This window comes from Tahibacter amnicola (assembly GCF_025398735.1).
In the GTDB taxonomy this organism is placed as follows: domain Bacteria; phylum Pseudomonadota; class Gammaproteobacteria; order Xanthomonadales; family Rhodanobacteraceae; genus Tahibacter; species Tahibacter amnicola.
This window is the reverse complement of the sequence record NZ_CP104694.1, coordinates 1,748,689-1,765,473: the sequence shown is the minus strand read 5'-3', so window position 1 is coordinate 1,765,473 and position 16,785 is coordinate 1,748,689. Positions and strand designations below refer to the sequence as shown.

12 protein-coding genes are annotated in these 16,785 nt (G+C 66.6%); 6 read left to right on the top strand and 6 right to left on the bottom strand.

The window, feature by feature from the left end; all coding sequences use genetic code 11:
* Positions 1-83: 83 nt before the first annotated feature.
* Positions 84-3,413 carry a hybrid sensor histidine kinase/response regulator gene (locus tag N4264_RS07335; protein WP_261696409.1) on the bottom strand — a complete coding sequence of 1,110 codons (3,330 nt, stop codon included), beginning with the start codon at positions 3,411-3,413 and terminating at the stop codon, positions 84-86.
* A 139-nt stretch (positions 3,414-3,552) separates the two neighbouring features.
* Positions 3,553-5,757: a TonB-dependent receptor gene (locus tag N4264_RS07330; RefSeq protein WP_261696408.1), complete on the bottom strand. Its 2,205-nt coding sequence runs from the start codon at positions 5,755-5,757 to the stop codon at positions 3,553-3,555.
* A 136-nt stretch (positions 5,758-5,893) separates the two neighbouring features.
* On the opposite strand from N4264_RS07330, the gene N4264_RS07325 reads away from it, so the two are divergent.
* Positions 5,894-7,207, top strand: coding sequence for a GntP family permease (locus tag N4264_RS07325; protein WP_261696407.1), 1,314 nt, complete (start codon positions 5,894-5,896; stop codon positions 7,205-7,207).
* Between the two features lie 69 nt (positions 7,208-7,276).
* Complete coding sequence (locus tag N4264_RS07320) at positions 7,277-8,266, top strand: endonuclease/exonuclease/phosphatase family protein (protein ID WP_261696406.1); 990 nt, start codon at positions 7,277-7,279, stop codon at positions 8,264-8,266.
* A 5-nt stretch (positions 8,267-8,271) separates the two neighbouring features.
* On the opposite strand, the gene N4264_RS07315 is transcribed toward N4264_RS07320, so the two are convergent.
* Both N4264_RS07315 and N4264_RS07310 read right to left on the bottom strand, forming a co-directional pair.
* Positions 8,272-9,543: a hypothetical protein gene (locus tag N4264_RS07315; protein ID WP_261696405.1), complete on the bottom strand. Its 1,272-nt coding sequence runs from the start codon at positions 9,541-9,543 to the stop codon at positions 8,272-8,274.
* Between the two features lie 241 nt (positions 9,544-9,784).
* On the bottom strand, positions 9,785-10,261 hold the full coding sequence (locus N4264_RS07310) for an SET domain-containing protein (protein WP_261696404.1): 477 nt from the start codon (positions 10,259-10,261) through the stop codon (positions 9,785-9,787).
* Positions 10,262-10,393: 132 nt separating this feature from the next.
* Here N4264_RS07310 and N4264_RS07305 point away from each other — a divergent pair, with 132 nt between their 5' ends.
* The 4 genes from N4264_RS07305 (at position 10,394) to N4264_RS07290 (ending at position 14,374) form a co-directional block, all read left to right on the top strand.
* Entirely contained in the window at positions 10,394-10,780 is a 387-nt protein-coding gene (locus N4264_RS07305) for a YybH family protein (RefSeq protein ID WP_261696403.1), read from the top strand.
* Between the two features lie 194 nt (positions 10,781-10,974).
* A complete protein-coding gene (locus N4264_RS07300; protein ID WP_261696402.1) occupies positions 10,975-11,793 on the top strand; it encodes a hypothetical protein in 819 nt (272 codons plus the stop codon).
* A 491-nt stretch (positions 11,794-12,284) separates the two neighbouring features.
* Positions 12,285-13,730: a HAMP domain-containing sensor histidine kinase gene (locus N4264_RS07295; RefSeq protein ID WP_261696401.1), complete on the top strand. Its 1,446-nt coding sequence runs from the start codon at positions 12,285-12,287 to the stop codon at positions 13,728-13,730.
* Positions 13,727-14,374: a response regulator gene (locus N4264_RS07290; protein ID WP_261696400.1), complete on the top strand. Its 648-nt coding sequence runs from the start codon at positions 13,727-13,729 to the stop codon at positions 14,372-14,374. The genes N4264_RS07295 and N4264_RS07290 overlap by 4 nt, the downstream gene beginning before the upstream one ends.
* An 84-nt stretch (positions 14,375-14,458) precedes the next feature.
* Here N4264_RS07290 and N4264_RS07285 read toward each other — a convergent pair whose 3' ends face one another.
* Together N4264_RS07285 and N4264_RS07280 are read right to left on the bottom strand one after the other, a co-directional pair.
* Complete coding sequence (locus N4264_RS07285; protein WP_261696399.1) at positions 14,459-15,151, bottom strand: phosphatase PAP2 family protein; 693 nt, start codon at positions 15,149-15,151, stop codon at positions 14,459-14,461.
* A 46-nt stretch (positions 15,152-15,197) separates the two neighbouring features.
* A complete protein-coding gene (locus tag N4264_RS07280; RefSeq protein ID WP_261696398.1) occupies positions 15,198-16,676 on the bottom strand; it encodes a M20 family metallopeptidase in 1,479 nt (492 codons plus the stop codon).
* Between the last annotated feature and the right edge of the window lie 109 nt (positions 16,677-16,785).

Sequence of the window (16,785 nt, the reverse complement as noted above, 5' to 3'; positions counted from 1 at the left end):
TTCCCTCGCGTTCGGACTTTGGAGGCCGAGCATAGCGACTCTGCGCGCCGCATTGCCATCGCAATGCCCGGTCAACGTCGTCGTCACGCCGGCGCGGCGTTGTCGCTGCCTGCCAGCCGCGTCATCACCGACTTTAGTGCCAGCGGCTTGAGCGGCTTGTACAGCACCGGGCACCCGAGATCTTCGCAAGCCGTGCGGACAGCTTCGCCGCGATCGGCGGTGATGAAGACGCAGGGAATCTCGCCGGCTTCGGCTCGCAGACGATGCAGTACCGCATCGCCGGTCACCTCGCCATCGAGATGGAAGTCGAGCAGCACCAGGTCTGGCCGGGATGCAACGACGGCCGCGAGGGCCTGGGCGCAATCCGCGGCGCACGACACGTCGCAGTGCCAGCCCGACAACAGCGCCTGCATCGCCTTGCGCACTGCCGCGTCGTTGTCGATCACCAGTACCCGCCGCCGCGGCGTACGTACCGCCGGCGCAGCCATTTCTGTCGACGCCGGTGCGGTCGCCGTGGTCAGCGGTACGCCGACACTGAAGCAGCTGCCGCGTCCCGGCCACGATCGCACGGCAATCGGATGGTCCAGCAGGTCGGCGATGCGCTGCGCGATCGAAAGACCAATTCCCAGCCCGCTGCCGCCGCGATCAAGGCGTCGGAATTCTTCAAAAATGACTTTCTGGTCATCCGGCGCAATACCGACGCCACTGTCCCACACCTGGATCCACAGCATCCCTCGCTGGCGCCGGCACCCCACAAGAATGCGTCCGGTGGCGGTGTAGCGCACCGCGTTGGCGAGAAAGTTCTGCAGCACGCGACGCAGCAGCGGCGCATCCGTCAGGACCCACGCACGTGTCGCCACGCCGTGCAGGGCCAGGCCCTTCTCTGCGGCGAGCACGCGGAACTCGGCGGCCAGGTGCTGCAGCAGGTCATCGATGCGCACCGGGCCCGGTTGCGGCTTGAGGCCGCCGGCGTCCAGCCGCGCGACTTCGAGCAATCCCCCCAGCAGCGCTTCGGCCGAATTGAGCGCACCGTCGATGTTGTCGACCGCCTCGCGGTACTGCGGGTGACGCAGCTGTTGCGACAGCGCGTGAGTGAACAGATGCGCGGCATTGAGCGGCTGCGCCAGGTCGTGGCTCACCGCGGCGAGCGAACGGCTCTTGGCCGCATGCGCCCGCTGCGCTTCGCGCGTGGCAGCCTCCAGTTCGGCCGTGCGTTCGATCACGCGCGTTTCCAGGGTTTCGTTCGCGCGCCGCAACGCTGCTTCGTTGTGGCGAAACACCGTCACGTCGGTGAACGTCGCGACGAACCCGCCGCCAGGCATCGGATTGCGCCGGATCTGGATGATCGTGTCGTCGGACAACCGCCGCTCGGCCACGTAGGCCGTTCCGGCACGCAGGTGGAACAGGCGCCGCTGCACCGCGGCATCGATGTCGGCATCACCCAGTACCGCCTGCGCCAGGCTGTGGCGCAGCAGGTCGGCAATCGGGCGTCCCACGTGCAGCATCTCCGGCGGAAAACCAAACATCTCCGCATAGCGCCGGTTCCAGGCGACCAGGCACAGGTCAGGCCCGACCACGCACATGCCCTGGCTCATGTTCTGCAGGGCCGCTTCCAGGACGCGCTGGTTGAAGCGCAGGTCCGCCGAGGCCTCGGTGACGATGCTCGCCACCTGGTCCAGCTGCGGGCCCGCCTCACGCCGTACCGTGTCCACCAGCAACCGCGCCGAGGCCGTCCCGATCACGGCCGCCAGTTCATGCTCGACGCGGGCGACGTCGGTCTCCGTCATCACAGGCTGCTGCGCGCTGTCGGCGAACAGGGCCGCCACGCGCTCCTCACTCAGAAATCTGCGCGCAATGCGCTGCAGCTCGACGGGCACCACCGCCAGCCGCTCGCGCCCTGCGCGGCGGCCGGCACGCGGCGTGAGCAGCACGATCACGGCAATCTCGATGCCCAGCGACAGAATCACCGCCCGGTTCAGACGTTCCCACCCGCCCAGTCCGAACAGCGACTCGGGTGCCAGCCAGGACGCCCCCCACGGCCCCTGCGTCAGCCAGGCGGGCGATGCGCCCTGCGCGTCGAGCAGCGAGGGAAGCAAAAGTACATAGATCCACACTGCCACACCGGCCGCGATTCCGGCGGCGACCACGCGCGGGCCGATGCCCGGCCGGTACACCGCGACAAGGACGGCCGGGGCCAGGGTCCCCAGCACCGAGAACGAGATGGCGCCAATATCCGCCAGCGCGTCGCCGGCGCTGACCGCACGGCTGTAGATCCAGGCCAGCAGCACGATGGCCACCACGCCGACCCGTCGCTGCAGCAGCACGGCCCCGCGCAGATCGCCGCCACGGCCGTAGGCCCAGCCGCCACGGACCCACAACGGCGCCAGCCAATGATTGCCGATCATCAGGCTCAGACTGAGCGTCGCCAGGATCACCATGCCCGTCGCCGCAGACAATCCGCCGAGGAAGGCCAGCAGGGCCAGGCTGTCGTGGCCGGTCGCCATCGGCAGGGCCAGAACATACAGGTCAGACGGCACGCCGCGCGCAGCCAGCAGTGATTCGCCGGCCCGGGCCAACGGCAGGATCGGCACGGCGATCAGCACCATGTACAGCGGAAACAGCCAGCGTGCCGTCGCCAGGTGCTGTACCTGGCGGCACTCCACCACGCCGACGTGGAACTGGTGCGGCAGCGTGAACATGGCCAGCGCCCCCAGAATGACCAGCCCCACCAGGCTGCCGTCCCCCTGCGTGCCGGGTGCCACGCCGCTGGCTGCGGGCACCTGCGGAATCACCCACAACAGCGCCAGCATCGCCACCAGCTTGAGCACGGCCTCGAAGGCCATCGCCAGAACCAGCCCGCGATTGTGTTCCGCCGCCGAGACACGACGCGTGCCAAACAGGATCGCGAACAGCGCCATCACCAGCGCCACCCACAGCGCGCTGTCCTGCCAGGCGGGGCCAGGCGGCGCGCCGCCCTGGGTCAGGATGGAATAGCTCATGGCCACGGCTTTGAGCTGCAGGGCGATGTAGGGAACGATGCCCAGCACCGCCACCGCCGTGACGATCGCCGCCACGCTGCTGCTGCGTCCCAGCCGCGCGGCCACGAGGTCGGCAATGGAGCTGGCGTTGTACTCGCGCGCGATCGCGACCAGCTTTTCCAGCACGCCGATCGCGAACACGTAGAGCAGGATCGAACCCACAAAGGTCGGCGGCAGCCACCAGCCGGACTGCGCCGCCTGCGTGACGGTGCCGTAGAACGTCCACGAGGTGCAGTACACCGCCAGGGACAATCCGTAGATCCAGGGCCACTGGCGCGATAACCGATCGCCGCGCCGCTCGCCCCAGAGCGCAACGGCGAAGAGGCCGCCGAGCCAGATCAGGCCGGCGGCGATGACGATCGCTTTAGAGGGCATCACCCGGACAAGGTACGCAGCAAGGGCATCCGTCGTGTAATGCTGGCCATGGCAGGCACATCCGGACTTCGGTTGCAGAGGGAACTCCGTGACGCAGCATACCGAATATCCCCCTTGAACCGGATCACCGGTCCGCCCCTCAGAACGCGTAGGTCGCCGTCACAGAAACCTGCCGCGGCGGCCCGTAGAAGCCGGTCAGGATACCCAGCGCCGGAATGTTGTATCCCGTCGTACGGTAGGAGCGATCTGTCAGGTTCGTGCCGCGCAGGGCGAGATTCCACGCCGTGCCGGTGTCCCATACGATCGCCGCGTCGAGCAGGCCGTACTCGTCCTGGGCGATCGCCGTCGACAGATCGGTCGTCGGAACCACCTTGGTCTGGTGGCGGTAGCCCACGCGCGCGGTCAATGCGCCGGCGCCCAAGTCCGTGGTGTACTCGACGTTAAGCCCGCCCTGGAAAGCCGGTGCATTCGTGAAGCGCTGCCGCGAGGCAATGTTGACCCCGCGGTCGATGTACTCGTCGTACTCGGGATCAAGGAAGGCCAGGTTGCCGCTGAAGGTCCAGTGCACATCGGGCTTGAAGGCGAATTCCACTTCTGCACCGTTCACGGTGGCGCGCCCGGCATTGGTGAAATCGCCGAAAAATCCCTGGGTACCGTTGGGCAGGGTGTAGGAGGTGAACACCGACAGCTGGATGTCCCGGTACGTGTTGTGGAACAGCGCGGTGTTGACATGGAAACGGCCGTCCATCAGCGCCAGCTTGTTGCCGATCTCGAAGGCATCGACCTGCTCGTCCTTGAACGGGCGTGCCGAGTCCGGCGCAGCAGCAACATTGGCGCGGATATTGAAGCCGCCGGATTTGAAGCCGCGCGACGCCGAGGCATACAGCAGGACATCCGGCGTGACGTGATAGTCGAGCGAGATCCTTGGCGACACGTTGTTCGTGCTGACCGAATCCTTGAAATCCGCCGTCGTCGCCACTGGCGTGGCGAAGGTGGCATCGGTGAAGGTGCGATTGAGCACGTCGGCGGTCTTTTCCTCGCGGGTGTAGCGGATGCCGCCGCTCACGCTGAAGGCCTCGTTGAACTGATAGGTGCCATCGGCGTAGAGCGCGAGGCTGTCCGTCTCGACCGTACCGGAGGTGGAGCCGAACGAGGCATTGAGGAAATTGTTGAGAACCAGGCCACTGGCTTCGCCACGGAACAGGAACAGACCCGCTACGCCGTGAAAAGCGCCCGCCGCATCGTAGTTGAGCTGGAACTCCTGGGTGAGCTGATCATCGTCGTAGTAGGCCCTGACGTCGGTGATCCTGGCCTGCAGCGTGTCGAAGTCGATATTGGTCGCCGTGTCGGATTTCCGGTATGCCGTCACCGACTTGAAGGTGAAATCACCGCCCGGCACGAGGTTGAGCGTCAGGGATTGTCCGCGCGTCTCGGTTTCGTTGACATTGGGCATGCCGCTCTGCACGTCGTAGTTGCTGGCATTGGGCGGCGTCGCGGAGGGGTCGAACCGGTTGACGGCCAGCCGTTTCGCGCCGCGCACGTTCGAGTGATCGTTCACGCCATCGAACGCGAGCTGGGCATTGAAATGGTCATTGGGAAAGAAGCCGATGCTCCCGCGCAGCGCAACGGTGTCCTTGTCGCTGACGTCCTCGCCAGTGACCCGGTTTTCGCCAAAACCATCGCGATCGAGCGAGGCCAATGCAATCCGACCGCGCCAGCGTGCATCGTCGCTGCCGCCACCGATGGCCGCCTTGATATCGCGCTGGGCGTAGTTGCCCACCGTGACGGATGCGAAACCTTCCGTCTCCGCCGGCAATGGTCGGGAGATGTACTTGAGGGCACCGCCGACGGTGTTCTTGCCGTACAGCGTGCCCTGGGGCCCGCGCAGCACTTCGATGCGCTCCACATCGAACACGTCCAGCAGAGCGCCCTGCGGACGCGCGATGTACACGTCATCGAGGTAGATGCCGACGCCGGGCTCAAAGCCCCACAGGGGATCGGATTGCCCGATACCGCGGATATAGGCGGTCAGTGTCGAGTTCGATCCGCGTGCGGCGTAGATGGTGAGGTTGGGGACTTTTCCCGCAAGGTCGCTGATATCGGAAACGTTGAGCTTTTCCAGCGCCTGGGCGGTGAAGGCGGTGACGGAGATCGGTACGTCCTGCAGGGTTTCCTCGCGCTTGCGCGCCGTGACGGTGACCTCGTCCAGACGCGCGGGGTCGATACCGCCGGCGTCATCCCGTGCCTGGGCCGTCTGCGCGTCATCCGCGGGAGATTCAGTGGCCTGGACGACCGACAAGGCCATCAGGCTGGCGATGGCAAGACACAACGGCGTGCGCTTCATGATTCCCTCGGGCAGGACGACGGATGACCGCCCGAAGGCTAGTGCGCGTGCCCCGGGTCCACACTTGTACCTTGGTCCAGTGGGAGCGGTTCACCGGCCTGCCGATACTCGCCGCCATCGCGGACAGGAGTGGAACATGCTGAGTCTGGTCGGCCTGGGTTGCGGCCTGGCGTTGTTGATCGTGCTGGCGATGCGCGGGGTGAACCTGTTTATCGCCACGCCGCTGTGCGCAGCCATCGTCGCGCTCACCAGCGGGCTGCCGCTGCTGCCGGTGGAAGGTCAATCCGCGACCGACCTGGTCAGCACGTACATGCAGGGGTTTGCCGGATTCGTGTCGAGCTGGTTCTTCATGTTCCTGCTCGGGTCGATCTTCGGCAAGCTGATGGAAGACACCGGTGCCGCCGAGAGCGTGGCGCGCTGGGTGGTCGATCGCATCGGTGTGCGTCATGCCGCCTTTGCGGTGGTTGCCGCCTGCGTGGTGCTCACCTACGGCGGCGTCAGCCTGTTCGTGGTGGCGTTCTCCGTGTATCCGACGGCACTGAGCCTGTTTCGCGCAGCCGACCTGCCGCGACGGTTCATTCCGGCTGCGCTGGGCTTCGGCTCGATCACCATCACCATGACGGCCGCGGGTTCGCCAGAAATCCAGAATTGGATTCCGATAAAATTCCTGCATACCTCGCCGTGGGCCGGCTGGCAGGCCAGCCTGGTGGCGGCAATCGTGATGGCCGCGCTCGGCCAATGGTGGCTCAATTCGATGATCCGCCGCGCGAAAGCGCGTGGCGAACGTTTCGAAACGCGCGAAAACGACCCGGTATCCAGCCGCAGCCATCTGCCCTCGCCGCTGCTGTCACTGGTACCGCTGCTGGTTGTGCTGGCGCTGAGTTTCCTGCTGCACGAGCGCTACCACACGGGCGCCCTGATCATTGCGCTGTTCGCCGGCTGCGTCGCAACTGCGGCATTGGGATGGCGGTACCTGGCCCAGCCAGGCCACGCCCTGGCCGAAGGCAGCACCGGCGCCCTGATCGCCATCGGCAATACCGCGGCCGTGGTGGGATTCGGTGCGGTGGCAAAGGCCGCGCCGGCCTTCGCCGAAACGGTCACGTGGATCACCCATCTTCCCGGCGGCGGCATCGTCAATGCCGCCATCGCCGTCAGCCTCATCGCTGCGATGACCGGCAGCGCGTCCGGCGGGCAAGCCATCGCGCTGCCCATCCTGGCACCGCTGTACCTGGCGCAAGGGGTCGACCCGGGCCAGTTGCACCGCAGCGTTGCGCTGGCATCCGGCGCGCTCGATGCGATGCCGCACAACGGCTACATCGTCACCACCATCCGCGCCATCTGCGGTGACACGCACCAGGCCGCCTACTGGCCCATGGCCGCCATGACGATGGCAGTGCCCACGCTGGGGTTGATCGTTGCCCTGGCCTGCTTTGCCCTGGGATTGGACTGATGCCACGCGCCAGACTACGGTGGCGCCCGGAGGTCCGGGCCGCCAGGCCCGCCGGAGCGACATCGCCGCATGACCACGACAACGCCGCCCGCCCCGTCCGCGCGCACGCCGCTGGGGCTCACCGCGGTCCTCAGCCGCCCGGTCGTCGGGATCGGCTGGATGGTGGTGCTGGCCAGCCTCGCCGGTCTGATGGGGCGCTGGCACTGGTTCCTGGATCTCTTCAGCCATTTTCGCTGGCAGTACCTGGCAGCCGGCGGTCTCGCCCTGGTGACGGCGCTGCTGACGCGTCGCTGGGCGGGCAGCATCGTGTTCGGTCTGGTGCTGCTGGGCAATCTTGCCCTGCTCGCCGCTCCGATGCTGCGCTCCGGTACAACGACCGTGTCGACGGGCACGCGGCTGCGCGTTCTCATCGCCAATATCCACACGGCAAACCCGGCACCGGAGCGGTTGCTGGCATGGATTGCCCAGGAAGACCCGGACATCGTCGGCGTTCTCGAACTGAGCCCCCACGCCGCTGAAATGTTCCGGTCACTCGATACTGCCTATCCCACGCGGACTGCCCTGCCCGGCACGGCGAATTTCGGTATCGGACTGTGGTCGCGCCTGCCGGAGTCGCGCATCGTCGAACGCACTCACGGTGATACCCCCTCCGTGACCCTGGAGCTGCGTTTCGATGAAGCCCGTTCGCCGGCACGGCTGTGGCTTTCCCACCCGTTTCCGCCCGTCGGCGCTACCGGTACGGCCTGGCGCAACGCGGTGCTTGAGGATTTGGCCACCCTGGTGCGGCAGTCTGCGCAGCCCGCCATCCTGGCAGGCGATCTCAACGCCACGCCATGGTCAGCCGCGTTCGCGCAGCTGGAATCAGCGAGCGGTCTGCGCCACGCCGATACGGGTTTCGGACCACGACCGACCTGGGGCCCACCGGGTTGGCTGCGCCCCATTCTCTCGCTGCCGCTGGACCACGTCATGGTCAGTCACCACTGGCAGGCCACGCGCTATGTCGTCGGCCCGGACATCGGTTCGGACCATCGTCCCGTCGTGGTCGATCTGCGCCGCTAAGGTGATCAGGACTTGCCGAACGGACGCTTCAGGCGCGAAAGCAGGTTGGGCTTGCTCTCCGGTGTTTTCGGCGCCGTCCGCAGCGATGCACGCGGCGTGCATTCGATCATCCCGATGGCGTGATAGGCGCTGACCATGCTGAATACCTCGGCCATCGAGGCACCGGCGGTCTGCGCGATCTGGTTGAGCGGTGCAGACACCTGCAGCGCATCGCAGATCTTGCGGTGATTAGGAATATCCTCGGCCATGTCGCCGTGGCCGCGCAGGCGATAGCTTCCGCCCGGATCCAGTTGCGGTGACAAGCGTCCTTCCGAATTGAACAGCACATCCAGCCAGGTCAGACGCCGGCAAGACTGGGGTTTGAGCGTTTCGCGCACCTGGCCGAACTCGGCCGTCGTCAGCGCGCGCCATTCGGCGACCGCCAGGGGCTGGCGGAAATAAGGCTGCAATTGCGCAGAAGTGGCCGAGGTATAGAACTCCGAGTGCTTCGGATCGAGGGTCAATGCCGGCACCTGGTCCAGCTTGATCTGGGAAGGACCGCCGAGCAGGTTGCCGTCGAGGTAGGTGCGCATCGCGTGGCGGCCCGTATCGGGGGAACGCCGCGACGGCACCGTCATGTTGGGGCCGGGCGCGGAACTGCGACGCGCCATCGCCTCAGGCTGGTCACTCATGCGCGACTCGGCCCGCTTGCTCGGCGTGGCGCGGAATCCTTCGATCAGCGTGTCGTCGTCGAGGGTGACGGTGACGTTGAATTGCGGCTTGTGCGCCGCCTCGTCGCGCTTGAAGAGCTCGTCCACCCCGACGGCCGGCGGCTCGGTCGAGCGCGGCTTGAGGTGGTGTCCCGTGGCCTCTTCTTCCAGCATCCGGGTGAAGTAGTCGGAGTCATCGATGATCGTCGCACCGGATGCGGGTTCGTCGAACAGCACCGGATGCCCCATGTCGATCGGCGGCGGCGCGACCAGATCACCACCGGCCTGGTTGAGCACCTCGACGACGTTCTCCAGACGTAGCGGCCGGTACATGATCAGCTCGCGACCGACGTCTGCCGGCTTCTGCCCGACCACCAGGGCGACGCGCAATCCGGCGGCCAGGGAACGGCTGCGCGCCATCTGGCCGGCAAATACGGAGGGATCCACGATAACCAGATCAGACCCTTCCTCGGTGCCCCAGCGCCAGCGATGGTGCAGGTCGTCACCTGCCTTGCGCATCAGGAGCCGCAGGTGCGCCGTGTCTTCGTCGGAAAGCCCCACCACGACAAGATTCTTATGACCACGCATGGATTCACTGCCTTGGGCACCCGATGCGTCGGCATTCTAAGGAAGGTATGCACAAGCCGCCAGACGGGAACCCGCCCGCGCCGACGGCCGGCACATCGACCCACGGGCGGCGGATTCAGCGCGCCCCGTCCGCTGCGCCAAAAAATTCCGTTTGTGCACGCCGCCCGGCAGCGGGAACCGTACACGTCGCGCGACCGGAACGGCGCCCCCTGAAAGGGGTGAGGCGCCACGCCAGGCGCTGCTACGCGCCCCGCTTCTTCGGCTTGAGCATGGTACCGGTGCAGTTCGGCGCCCCGCACCGGCAGGCCCAGATCTGCTTGAGCCGCCTGGTCTGGCGCTCGCCCAGAGTGATGCCGTAGTCGTAGCTGAGTTCCTCGCCCGCGCGAATCGGACGTATGGACTCGATCAGGATGCGGTCCTTCTTCTTGTCACCGTCCGGGTCTTCCTCATGCACGGCGCGGCAATTCGGATCGCAGCTGTGGTTGATCCAGCGGGCGATGTTGCCTTCCACGCTGGCGTCCAGCACATAACGTTCATTGAGCGTGAAGAGAAACGTATGCCCGTTTTCGGTGTTCTCCGGATGCGCCTTGTTCGCCTGGGCATGGGTCAGCAGGCGGCCGCGGTAACGTACGACCGTCACGCCTTCGGGGATATCGGTGACGGCAAAAACACCATTGCCGTGGATGGGCGAACGACGGGCAGCAATACGACGCGACATGGAGCACTCGGGCAACGGGGGTCGGGCATTGTGCCAACTCCGGTCGCGCCGGTAAAAGGTGGGCAGGACGGGCGTGCATCCGCCAATGCGGGCTCGGCCGTACAAGCGTCATGACCGACGGGAGGAACCGCGATGTATCCGCATAGCGCCGAAGATGTCCATACCCTGTTCGAGCAACGCTTCAATGCCGGCGACCTGGACGGGCTCATGGCCCTGTTCGAGCCGCGCGCCCGTCTGATTGCCCAGCCCGGCACGACCGTACAGGGTCTCGATGCCATCCGCGATGCAATGGGCGGGTTCCTGGCGCTACGCGGCAGGTTCAGCTTCAGCCGGCGTGATCTCCTCCCCGGCGATGACCTGGCAATACTCTGGTCGGACTGGCAGCTGGAAGGGACGGCCGTGGACGGCGCACCGGTGCGGTTGTCGGGCCGCACAGCCGACGTGGTGCGCCGCCAGTCCGACGGCCGGTGGCTGATCGCCCTGGACAATCCGTGGGACGTACCTAAGGCCTCATCCTGACGCCCGCGGCGCTGCACATAAAGCAACAACAGCACATAATTTACTTGTATGACGCAGGCGCACGCATGGCGCCCGGCCAGAATCGCACCTCCATACAATCTGGGACGCCAGTCACAGTCCCTGCGTCAATTAGGTCGTTAGCTCTAGGCGCCTGTCGCAGCTTTGCCTTGCTTTCGCACTCCCAGGGGTCCCGCATGCATCGAATTCTTCTGACGGCACTCGCCGTCGGCCTGGCGGCAACGACGTCCCACGCCGAAACCTTCCGTATTCCCGACCGCGACGCTGCCGCACTCGTCGCCGCCATCGAGAAGGCGGAGTCCACCCGTGAACCCGATCGCATCGAACTGGCCCCCGACGGTCTCTACGTCTTCCGCAGTGCGTCCGACCGCGACCGTGCCCTGGCGCTGCCCTATGTGCGCACGGCAATCACCATCGTCGGCAACGGCGCCGAGATCCGCCGCTATTCCGACCAGGAATTTGCCCTCGTGGGCGTCGCCTCCACCGGCAAGCTTGCGCTGGAGAACATTGGCCTTGCCGAAGCCGGCCGCGGCGCCATCGTCAATCGCGGCGTGCTGCACCTGGACCGCGTCCGCGTGACAGACAGCACGGCCGACGGCGCCAACGCCATCGTCACCAACTACGGCACGCTGCGCGGCGCCGACAGCGAAATCAGTTTCAACGCCGTACTGGCGGCCCAGCGCGACGCCGGCATCCTGGTCAACTATGGACGCCTGGAGCTGGCGCGCTCGCGCATGGCCGGCAATACCGTCACGGGCCGTCGCGGCTCGGTGATGACAGCATCGGCCATGCTCAACCTGGGCGACGCCTCTTTCCGTGATGTGAAGATCGAAGGCAACAGCGCCGTCGCCGAACCCATCGACACCACGCGCGCCCACGCCGTGGTCAACGTCGGCAACGGCGCCCTGCACGGCGAAGGCATCCAGCTGGTCGGAAACTTCCCGGAAGAGGCCAATGCGCTGCCGGCGCAGGATCCGGACAGCATGGCGCCCTGACGCCCTGGCGTTCCACGCGACGAAAAAACGGCCCGCATGCGGGCCGTTTTTGTGTCCGGGTCACGGAGTCAACCGCTGGGGTATGAGCGCCAGTTACCCGGCTGTCTGCGGTACTTGTTCTTTTTCAGGCTGTCACGACGTTGTAAGCCCCACGCGCCCCTGTCTTGCTACACGGCCAATAGCAGATAAGGGCATACCATCGCATCCCGCTCACCGACGAATATCCCGGTCGCACGCCACCCCTGCGCATTTCTCTGGCAGTGCCGGTGCGGACAGCCCCGGCGGTATCACGCCGTGCCGGTGAGGGGTTGTTTGCCCCGTGCGCGCGGAGCGACCGGGGAAATGCTGGCTTGCCAGGCCGCCGCAGGCCGCAGCCCCTCGGATGGAGAAGCAGCCGCACCCCGCCGCAAAGCGACTGACGTGGCGCGTCGTCGCTGGCCCTTAATGGTCACAGCCGGCAAACTGACCGTTCTCCCACCGTCGCCACCCCGATGCCCCATCGCCCTCCTCCGCTACGCGGACTGACCTTCAAGCTCGCGGTGTTCTACATCGCGCTGTCGTTACCCGCACTCGTGCTGATCGAGCTGACCATCGTCGCGTTCGAGTTCCGCGAGCTGTTTGCGGCGGTGGACGCCGGTCGCCTGGCCACCATGGCGGAACATGCGGCCAAGGACATCGGCAAGCACTGGCGCGATCCACCGCCCTCGGCCAATGAGCTGGCGACGCGCGGCGAAGCACTGGTGTTGCAGCTGGAGCGGCCGCAGGGCGGCCTCGCGCCTGAAGCGTCCTACGTCATGCTGGAACTGAGCTCGTCGCCACTGGCCGTCAGCGTGTACGACCGCGGGCAGCAACTGCTTGCCAGGGCGCCCGCGGAGAGCTGGCAGGCGCAGCCGCCGGCACCGGCCGATCCGGCCTGGGAACGGGCCGCATCCGGTATCACCCAGGTGCTGCCCGGCAGCGAAACACCCGAAAGAGTTCGCCGATTGCTGGTGCCCGTGCCGGATACGGCCGGCGTGGTAAAGGGCTTCCTCTTGATCGAGTTGCGGGTACCACAACCCTGGCGCCGCCTGCTCGGGGAGGTCAGCTATGAATGGCCCATCCTCTTCACCTACCTGCTGGTCTTCAGCCTGGCATCCGCCTTCTTCCTGGTCCGCTGGGTCACCCGCCGGCTCAACATCATTGCGCGCGCGGCGCACGCCTGGAGCGACGGCGATTTTTCCACCCTGATTCCGGATGACTCGAAGGACGAGCTGGGCCGGCTGTCCTTCGACCTCAACCGCATGGCGCAGCAGCTCAAGACACTGATGCGCACCCAGGCCGACCTCGCCAGCCTGCAGGAGCGCCAGCGCATCGCGCGCGACCTGCATGACACGGTCAAGCAGAAAGCGTTCGCCCTGAACCTGCAGATCGGCGCCGCACGGCGCCTGCTGGGCCGGCCAGACCACCCCGCCGTGCTGCGCCTGGATGAATCGGCCCGGCTGATCAGCGACATCCAGCGCGAACTGGCGCAGGTGCTCGACGAGCTCCGGGAGGAACGCCCGCCCGGCGGGTTCCTCGCGCCACGTCTGCGCGAGCTGGCGGAACGCTGGGCGCGCATGAACGGGCTGGAGGTGGAGATCCAGCTCGACGAGCACGTCCCCGATGACGCAGTGCGCGGCGAGGCGCTGCTTCGCATCGCGGAAGAGGCCCTTTCGAATGTCCTGCGCCACAGCGGAGCCACGAAAGTCGTAGTGGACCTCCGTCGACAGGCCGACCAGATCACCTTGCGCATCGCTGATAATGGGATCGGAGGCGCCGACGGCGGATCCGGGATGGGGCTCGGAAACATGCGTGAACGCGCAGAGCGGTTGCCGGAAGGCCGATTTGAACTGACCAGCGCGCCCGGTGCCGGCACCGAGGTCCGCGTTACGTGCAAGAGCGGAGCAGCACCCGTATGACACCACCGATTCGCGTCGTCATCGCCGACGATCACGTTCTCGTCCGGCAGGGCATCCGTGCCTTCCTGGACACCTGTGACGACCTTTCCATCGTCGGTGAGGCCGACAGCGCCAGCAGCGCCGCGCAACTGTGCGAACAGCTCGCGCCGGATGTCGCCCTGGTCGACCTGGTCATGCCCGGCGGCGGGGTCGAGGCCACCCGAATGATCCGCGCCGGCAGCGCCGGTACGCAGGTCCTGATCCTCACCAGCTACGAAGACGACAGCCAGATCGTCCAGGCCGTCCAGGCCGGGGCGCTGTCGTATCTGCTCAAGGACGCCGATGCCGATACGCTGGCCGATGCGGTCCGCCGCACCGCCCGGGGCGAAGCCATCCTGCACCCGCGCATCGCCACGCGCCTGATCCAGGCCGTGCGCACGCCGGCCGCCGATGCGACACCCACGGCGCTGGACCGTCTCAGCCAGCGCGAGCGCGAGGTGCTGGAGCTGATGGCCGACGGTCTGTCAAACCAGGTGATCGCCACGCGCATGGGCATCGGCGAGAAAACCGTGAAGACTCACGTGAGCAACGTGCTGGCCAAGCTGGAGCTGCAGGACCGCACGCAGGCAGCCGTCTATGCCTGGCGCACAGGTGTGAAGAGCTGAGCGACGCGTACCGCGCGCACGGCGCAAGCCCGTGCGTGATGCCTGCCACTCCGTGGATCGTCGTGCCGCGGCTGCGCGGCGTCTTCAGCCGTGCCGCCATTGCAGGCGGGGGATCAGCCGGCTCATGGCGATCATCCACAGCGCGCCAATCGCCCACCCCGCCAGCACGTCGCTGGGCCAGTGCACGCCCAGGTAAATGCGGCTGACGCCTACGGCAATCGCGGCCACCCAGGCCACGCCCAGCAGGAATTCCCGCGAACGGCGGTCGCCGACGTCGGCGGCCAGCAGCATGGCGAAGGTGACATAGGCGACCGTCGCCATCAGCGTATGTCCGCTGGGAAAGCTGGCGCTGTAGATCTCCGCTTCGTAGGACACCAGATCCGGTCGCGGGCGCGAGATGAAAAACTTGGCGATCGCGCTGAGCACCTGCGCACCGACCAGGCTGCCGGCCAGGATGGCGATGTCGCCCAGGCGCCGTCGCAGCATGAACCACCCGCACAGCACCAGCGTGCTGCCGATCACCACGCCAATGCCGCCCAGCGCCGTCATGTCGCGCATGACGTCCTCGAACCACTTGGGTCCGAGCGGATCGTCCGTCGTACCCGGAGTTCGCAGGGCGAGCATGAGGCCGCGATCGAGCGTGTGAGCGCCGTCGTCGGCGAAGAGCGAGGAGATCGCCAACGCCAGCAGGGCCAGCGCGGCGATGCCGATCACCTGCCAGCGTGACCAGCGCCAGAGTCGGCGGCCTTGCGAGGGTGCGTCGGCGGAGTTGTCCATGCCCGTTCCCGGATCGCGCGTCCGCCGCGGCGGACGCGCGGGTTCGTCAGCAGCAGCCGTGGTCGCCGTGGTGCGTGTGCGCACCACTGGCCGCGACGCCGGTGGTAAGGCCAGCCTGGCTGGCGACGAAGTGGTCTGCAATCACCCGCGCCACGCACATGGTCACGCGCTTGCCGGTCGGAATGTGCAGGAACTCATTCGGACCATGCGCATTGGAATGCGGGCCCAGCACACCGGTGATGAGGAACTGCGCACCGGGGAATTTCTCACCCAGCATGCCCATGAACGGGATCGTGCCGCCCTCGCCCATGTAAGCCGGTTCCTCGCCAAAAAAGGTACGCGAGGCCTGGTCGACCGACGTTTCCAGCCACTCGGAAAGCTGCGGTGCGTTCCAGCCCGTCGACGCCTTCTCCAGCTCGAAACTCACCTCGCTGCCGTAGGGCGGGTCGCGTTCGAGCAGGGCCTTGACGGTTTCACCCGCGGAGGCGCCATCAAGCGTTGGCGGCAAACGCAAACTGAGTTTCACGGCAGTGAAGGGGCGCAGCACATTGCCCGCCGAATCCAGCGGCGGCATGCCGGCAACGCCCGTCACCGACAAGGCCGGGCGCCAGGTGCGGTTGAGCACCAGTTCGGTACGGTCTTCGTGCATCGGCGCCATGCCGTTCACGAAGGGAAACTTGGAATACACCGCATCACCCAGCACATCGGCCGACTTCCGGGCCTGTGCCTTGCGCTGCTCGGGAATCTCGACGAACAGGGCGTCGGACTTGATCCGGCCCGTGGTTTCGTCCTCCAGGCGCGACAGGAGCTGGCGCAGCACGCGGAAGCTGGACGCCACCACACCCGAGGCATCACCCGAGTGGACCCCTTCTTCGAGCACCTTGACCGAGAGGTTGCCGCCGGTGAGGCCACGCAGGCTGGTGGTCAGCCAGAGCTGGTCGTAGTTACCGCAGCCCGAATCCAGGCAGACCACCAGCGACGGCTTGCCAATGCGCGCGGCGAGATGGTCGACGTAGTAGGGCAGGTCGTAGCTGCCTGACTCTTCGCAAGCCTCGATCATCACCACGCAGCGCGAATGGGCGATGCCCTGGTCACGCAGCGCGAGGATGGCGGCGAGCGAACCGAACAGGGCGTAACCATCGTCGGCGCCACCGCGACCGTACAGGCGATCGCCCTTGATCACCGGCTTCCAGGGGCCCAGGTCGTCGGCCCAGCCCGTCATCTCGGGCTGCTTGTCGAGGTGGCCGTAAAGCACGATGCAGTCATCGCCTTCGCCCGGCACGTCGATGAAGATCAGCGGCGTGCGGCCATCCAGGCGCACCACCTCGACGGTCATGCCCTCGATCGTCTGCTGCCTGGCCCAGCCGGCGAGCAGCTCGACCGCCTGGTCCATGTAGCCATGACTGGCCCAGTCGGCATCGAACATCGGCGACTTGTTGGGAATGCGGATGTAGTCCATCAGGCGCGGGACGATCTCCGCGTCCCACTTGGCCGCCACGAAAGTGCTCAGCTGCTCGACGTTCATTCGAAATCCAGGGACTGCCAAAAACGGGCATTCTACCCCCGCGGGCCGGCGCTGTGCGTCCGGCGCGGGCCTCCTCGGAAAATTCCGACGCGAGAATGGCGCAATTCGC

Bases quoted from the DNA above. Each gene is read 5' to 3' on its own strand.
- N4264_RS07285 (WP_261696399.1), bottom strand. From the start codon at position 15,151: ATGGACAACTCCGCCGACGCACCCTCGCAAGGCCGCCGACTCTGGCGC.
- N4264_RS07310 (WP_261696404.1), bottom strand. From the start codon at position 10,261: ATGTCGCGTCGTATTGCTGCCCGTCGTTCGCCCATCCACGGCAATGGT.
- N4264_RS07320 (WP_261696406.1), top strand. From the start codon at position 7,277: ATGACCACGACAACGCCGCCCGCCCCGTCCGCGCGCACGCCGCTGGGG.
- N4264_RS07300 (WP_261696402.1), top strand. From the start codon at position 10,975: ATGCATCGAATTCTTCTGACGGCACTCGCCGTCGGCCTGGCGGCAACG.
- N4264_RS07330 (WP_261696408.1), bottom strand. From the start codon at position 5,757: ATGAAGCGCACGCCGTTGTGTCTTGCCATCGCCAGCCTGATGGCCTTG.
- N4264_RS07315 (WP_261696405.1), bottom strand. From the start codon at position 9,543: ATGCGTGGTCATAAGAATCTTGTCGTGGTGGGGCTTTCCGACGAAGAC.
- N4264_RS07325 (WP_261696407.1), top strand. From the start codon at position 5,894: ATGCTGAGTCTGGTCGGCCTGGGTTGCGGCCTGGCGTTGTTGATCGTG.
- N4264_RS07280 (WP_261696398.1), bottom strand. From the start codon at position 16,676: ATGAACGTCGAGCAGCTGAGCACTTTCGTGGCGGCCAAGTGGGACGCG.
- N4264_RS07335 (WP_261696409.1), bottom strand. From the start codon at position 3,413: ATGCCCTCTAAAGCGATCGTCATCGCCGCCGGCCTGATCTGGCTCGGC.
- N4264_RS07305 (WP_261696403.1), top strand. From the start codon at position 10,394: ATGTATCCGCATAGCGCCGAAGATGTCCATACCCTGTTCGAGCAACGC.
- N4264_RS07290 (WP_261696400.1), top strand. From the start codon at position 13,727: ATGACACCACCGATTCGCGTCGTCATCGCCGACGATCACGTTCTCGTC.
- N4264_RS07295 (WP_261696401.1), top strand. From the start codon at position 12,285: ATGCCCCATCGCCCTCCTCCGCTACGCGGACTGACCTTCAAGCTCGCG.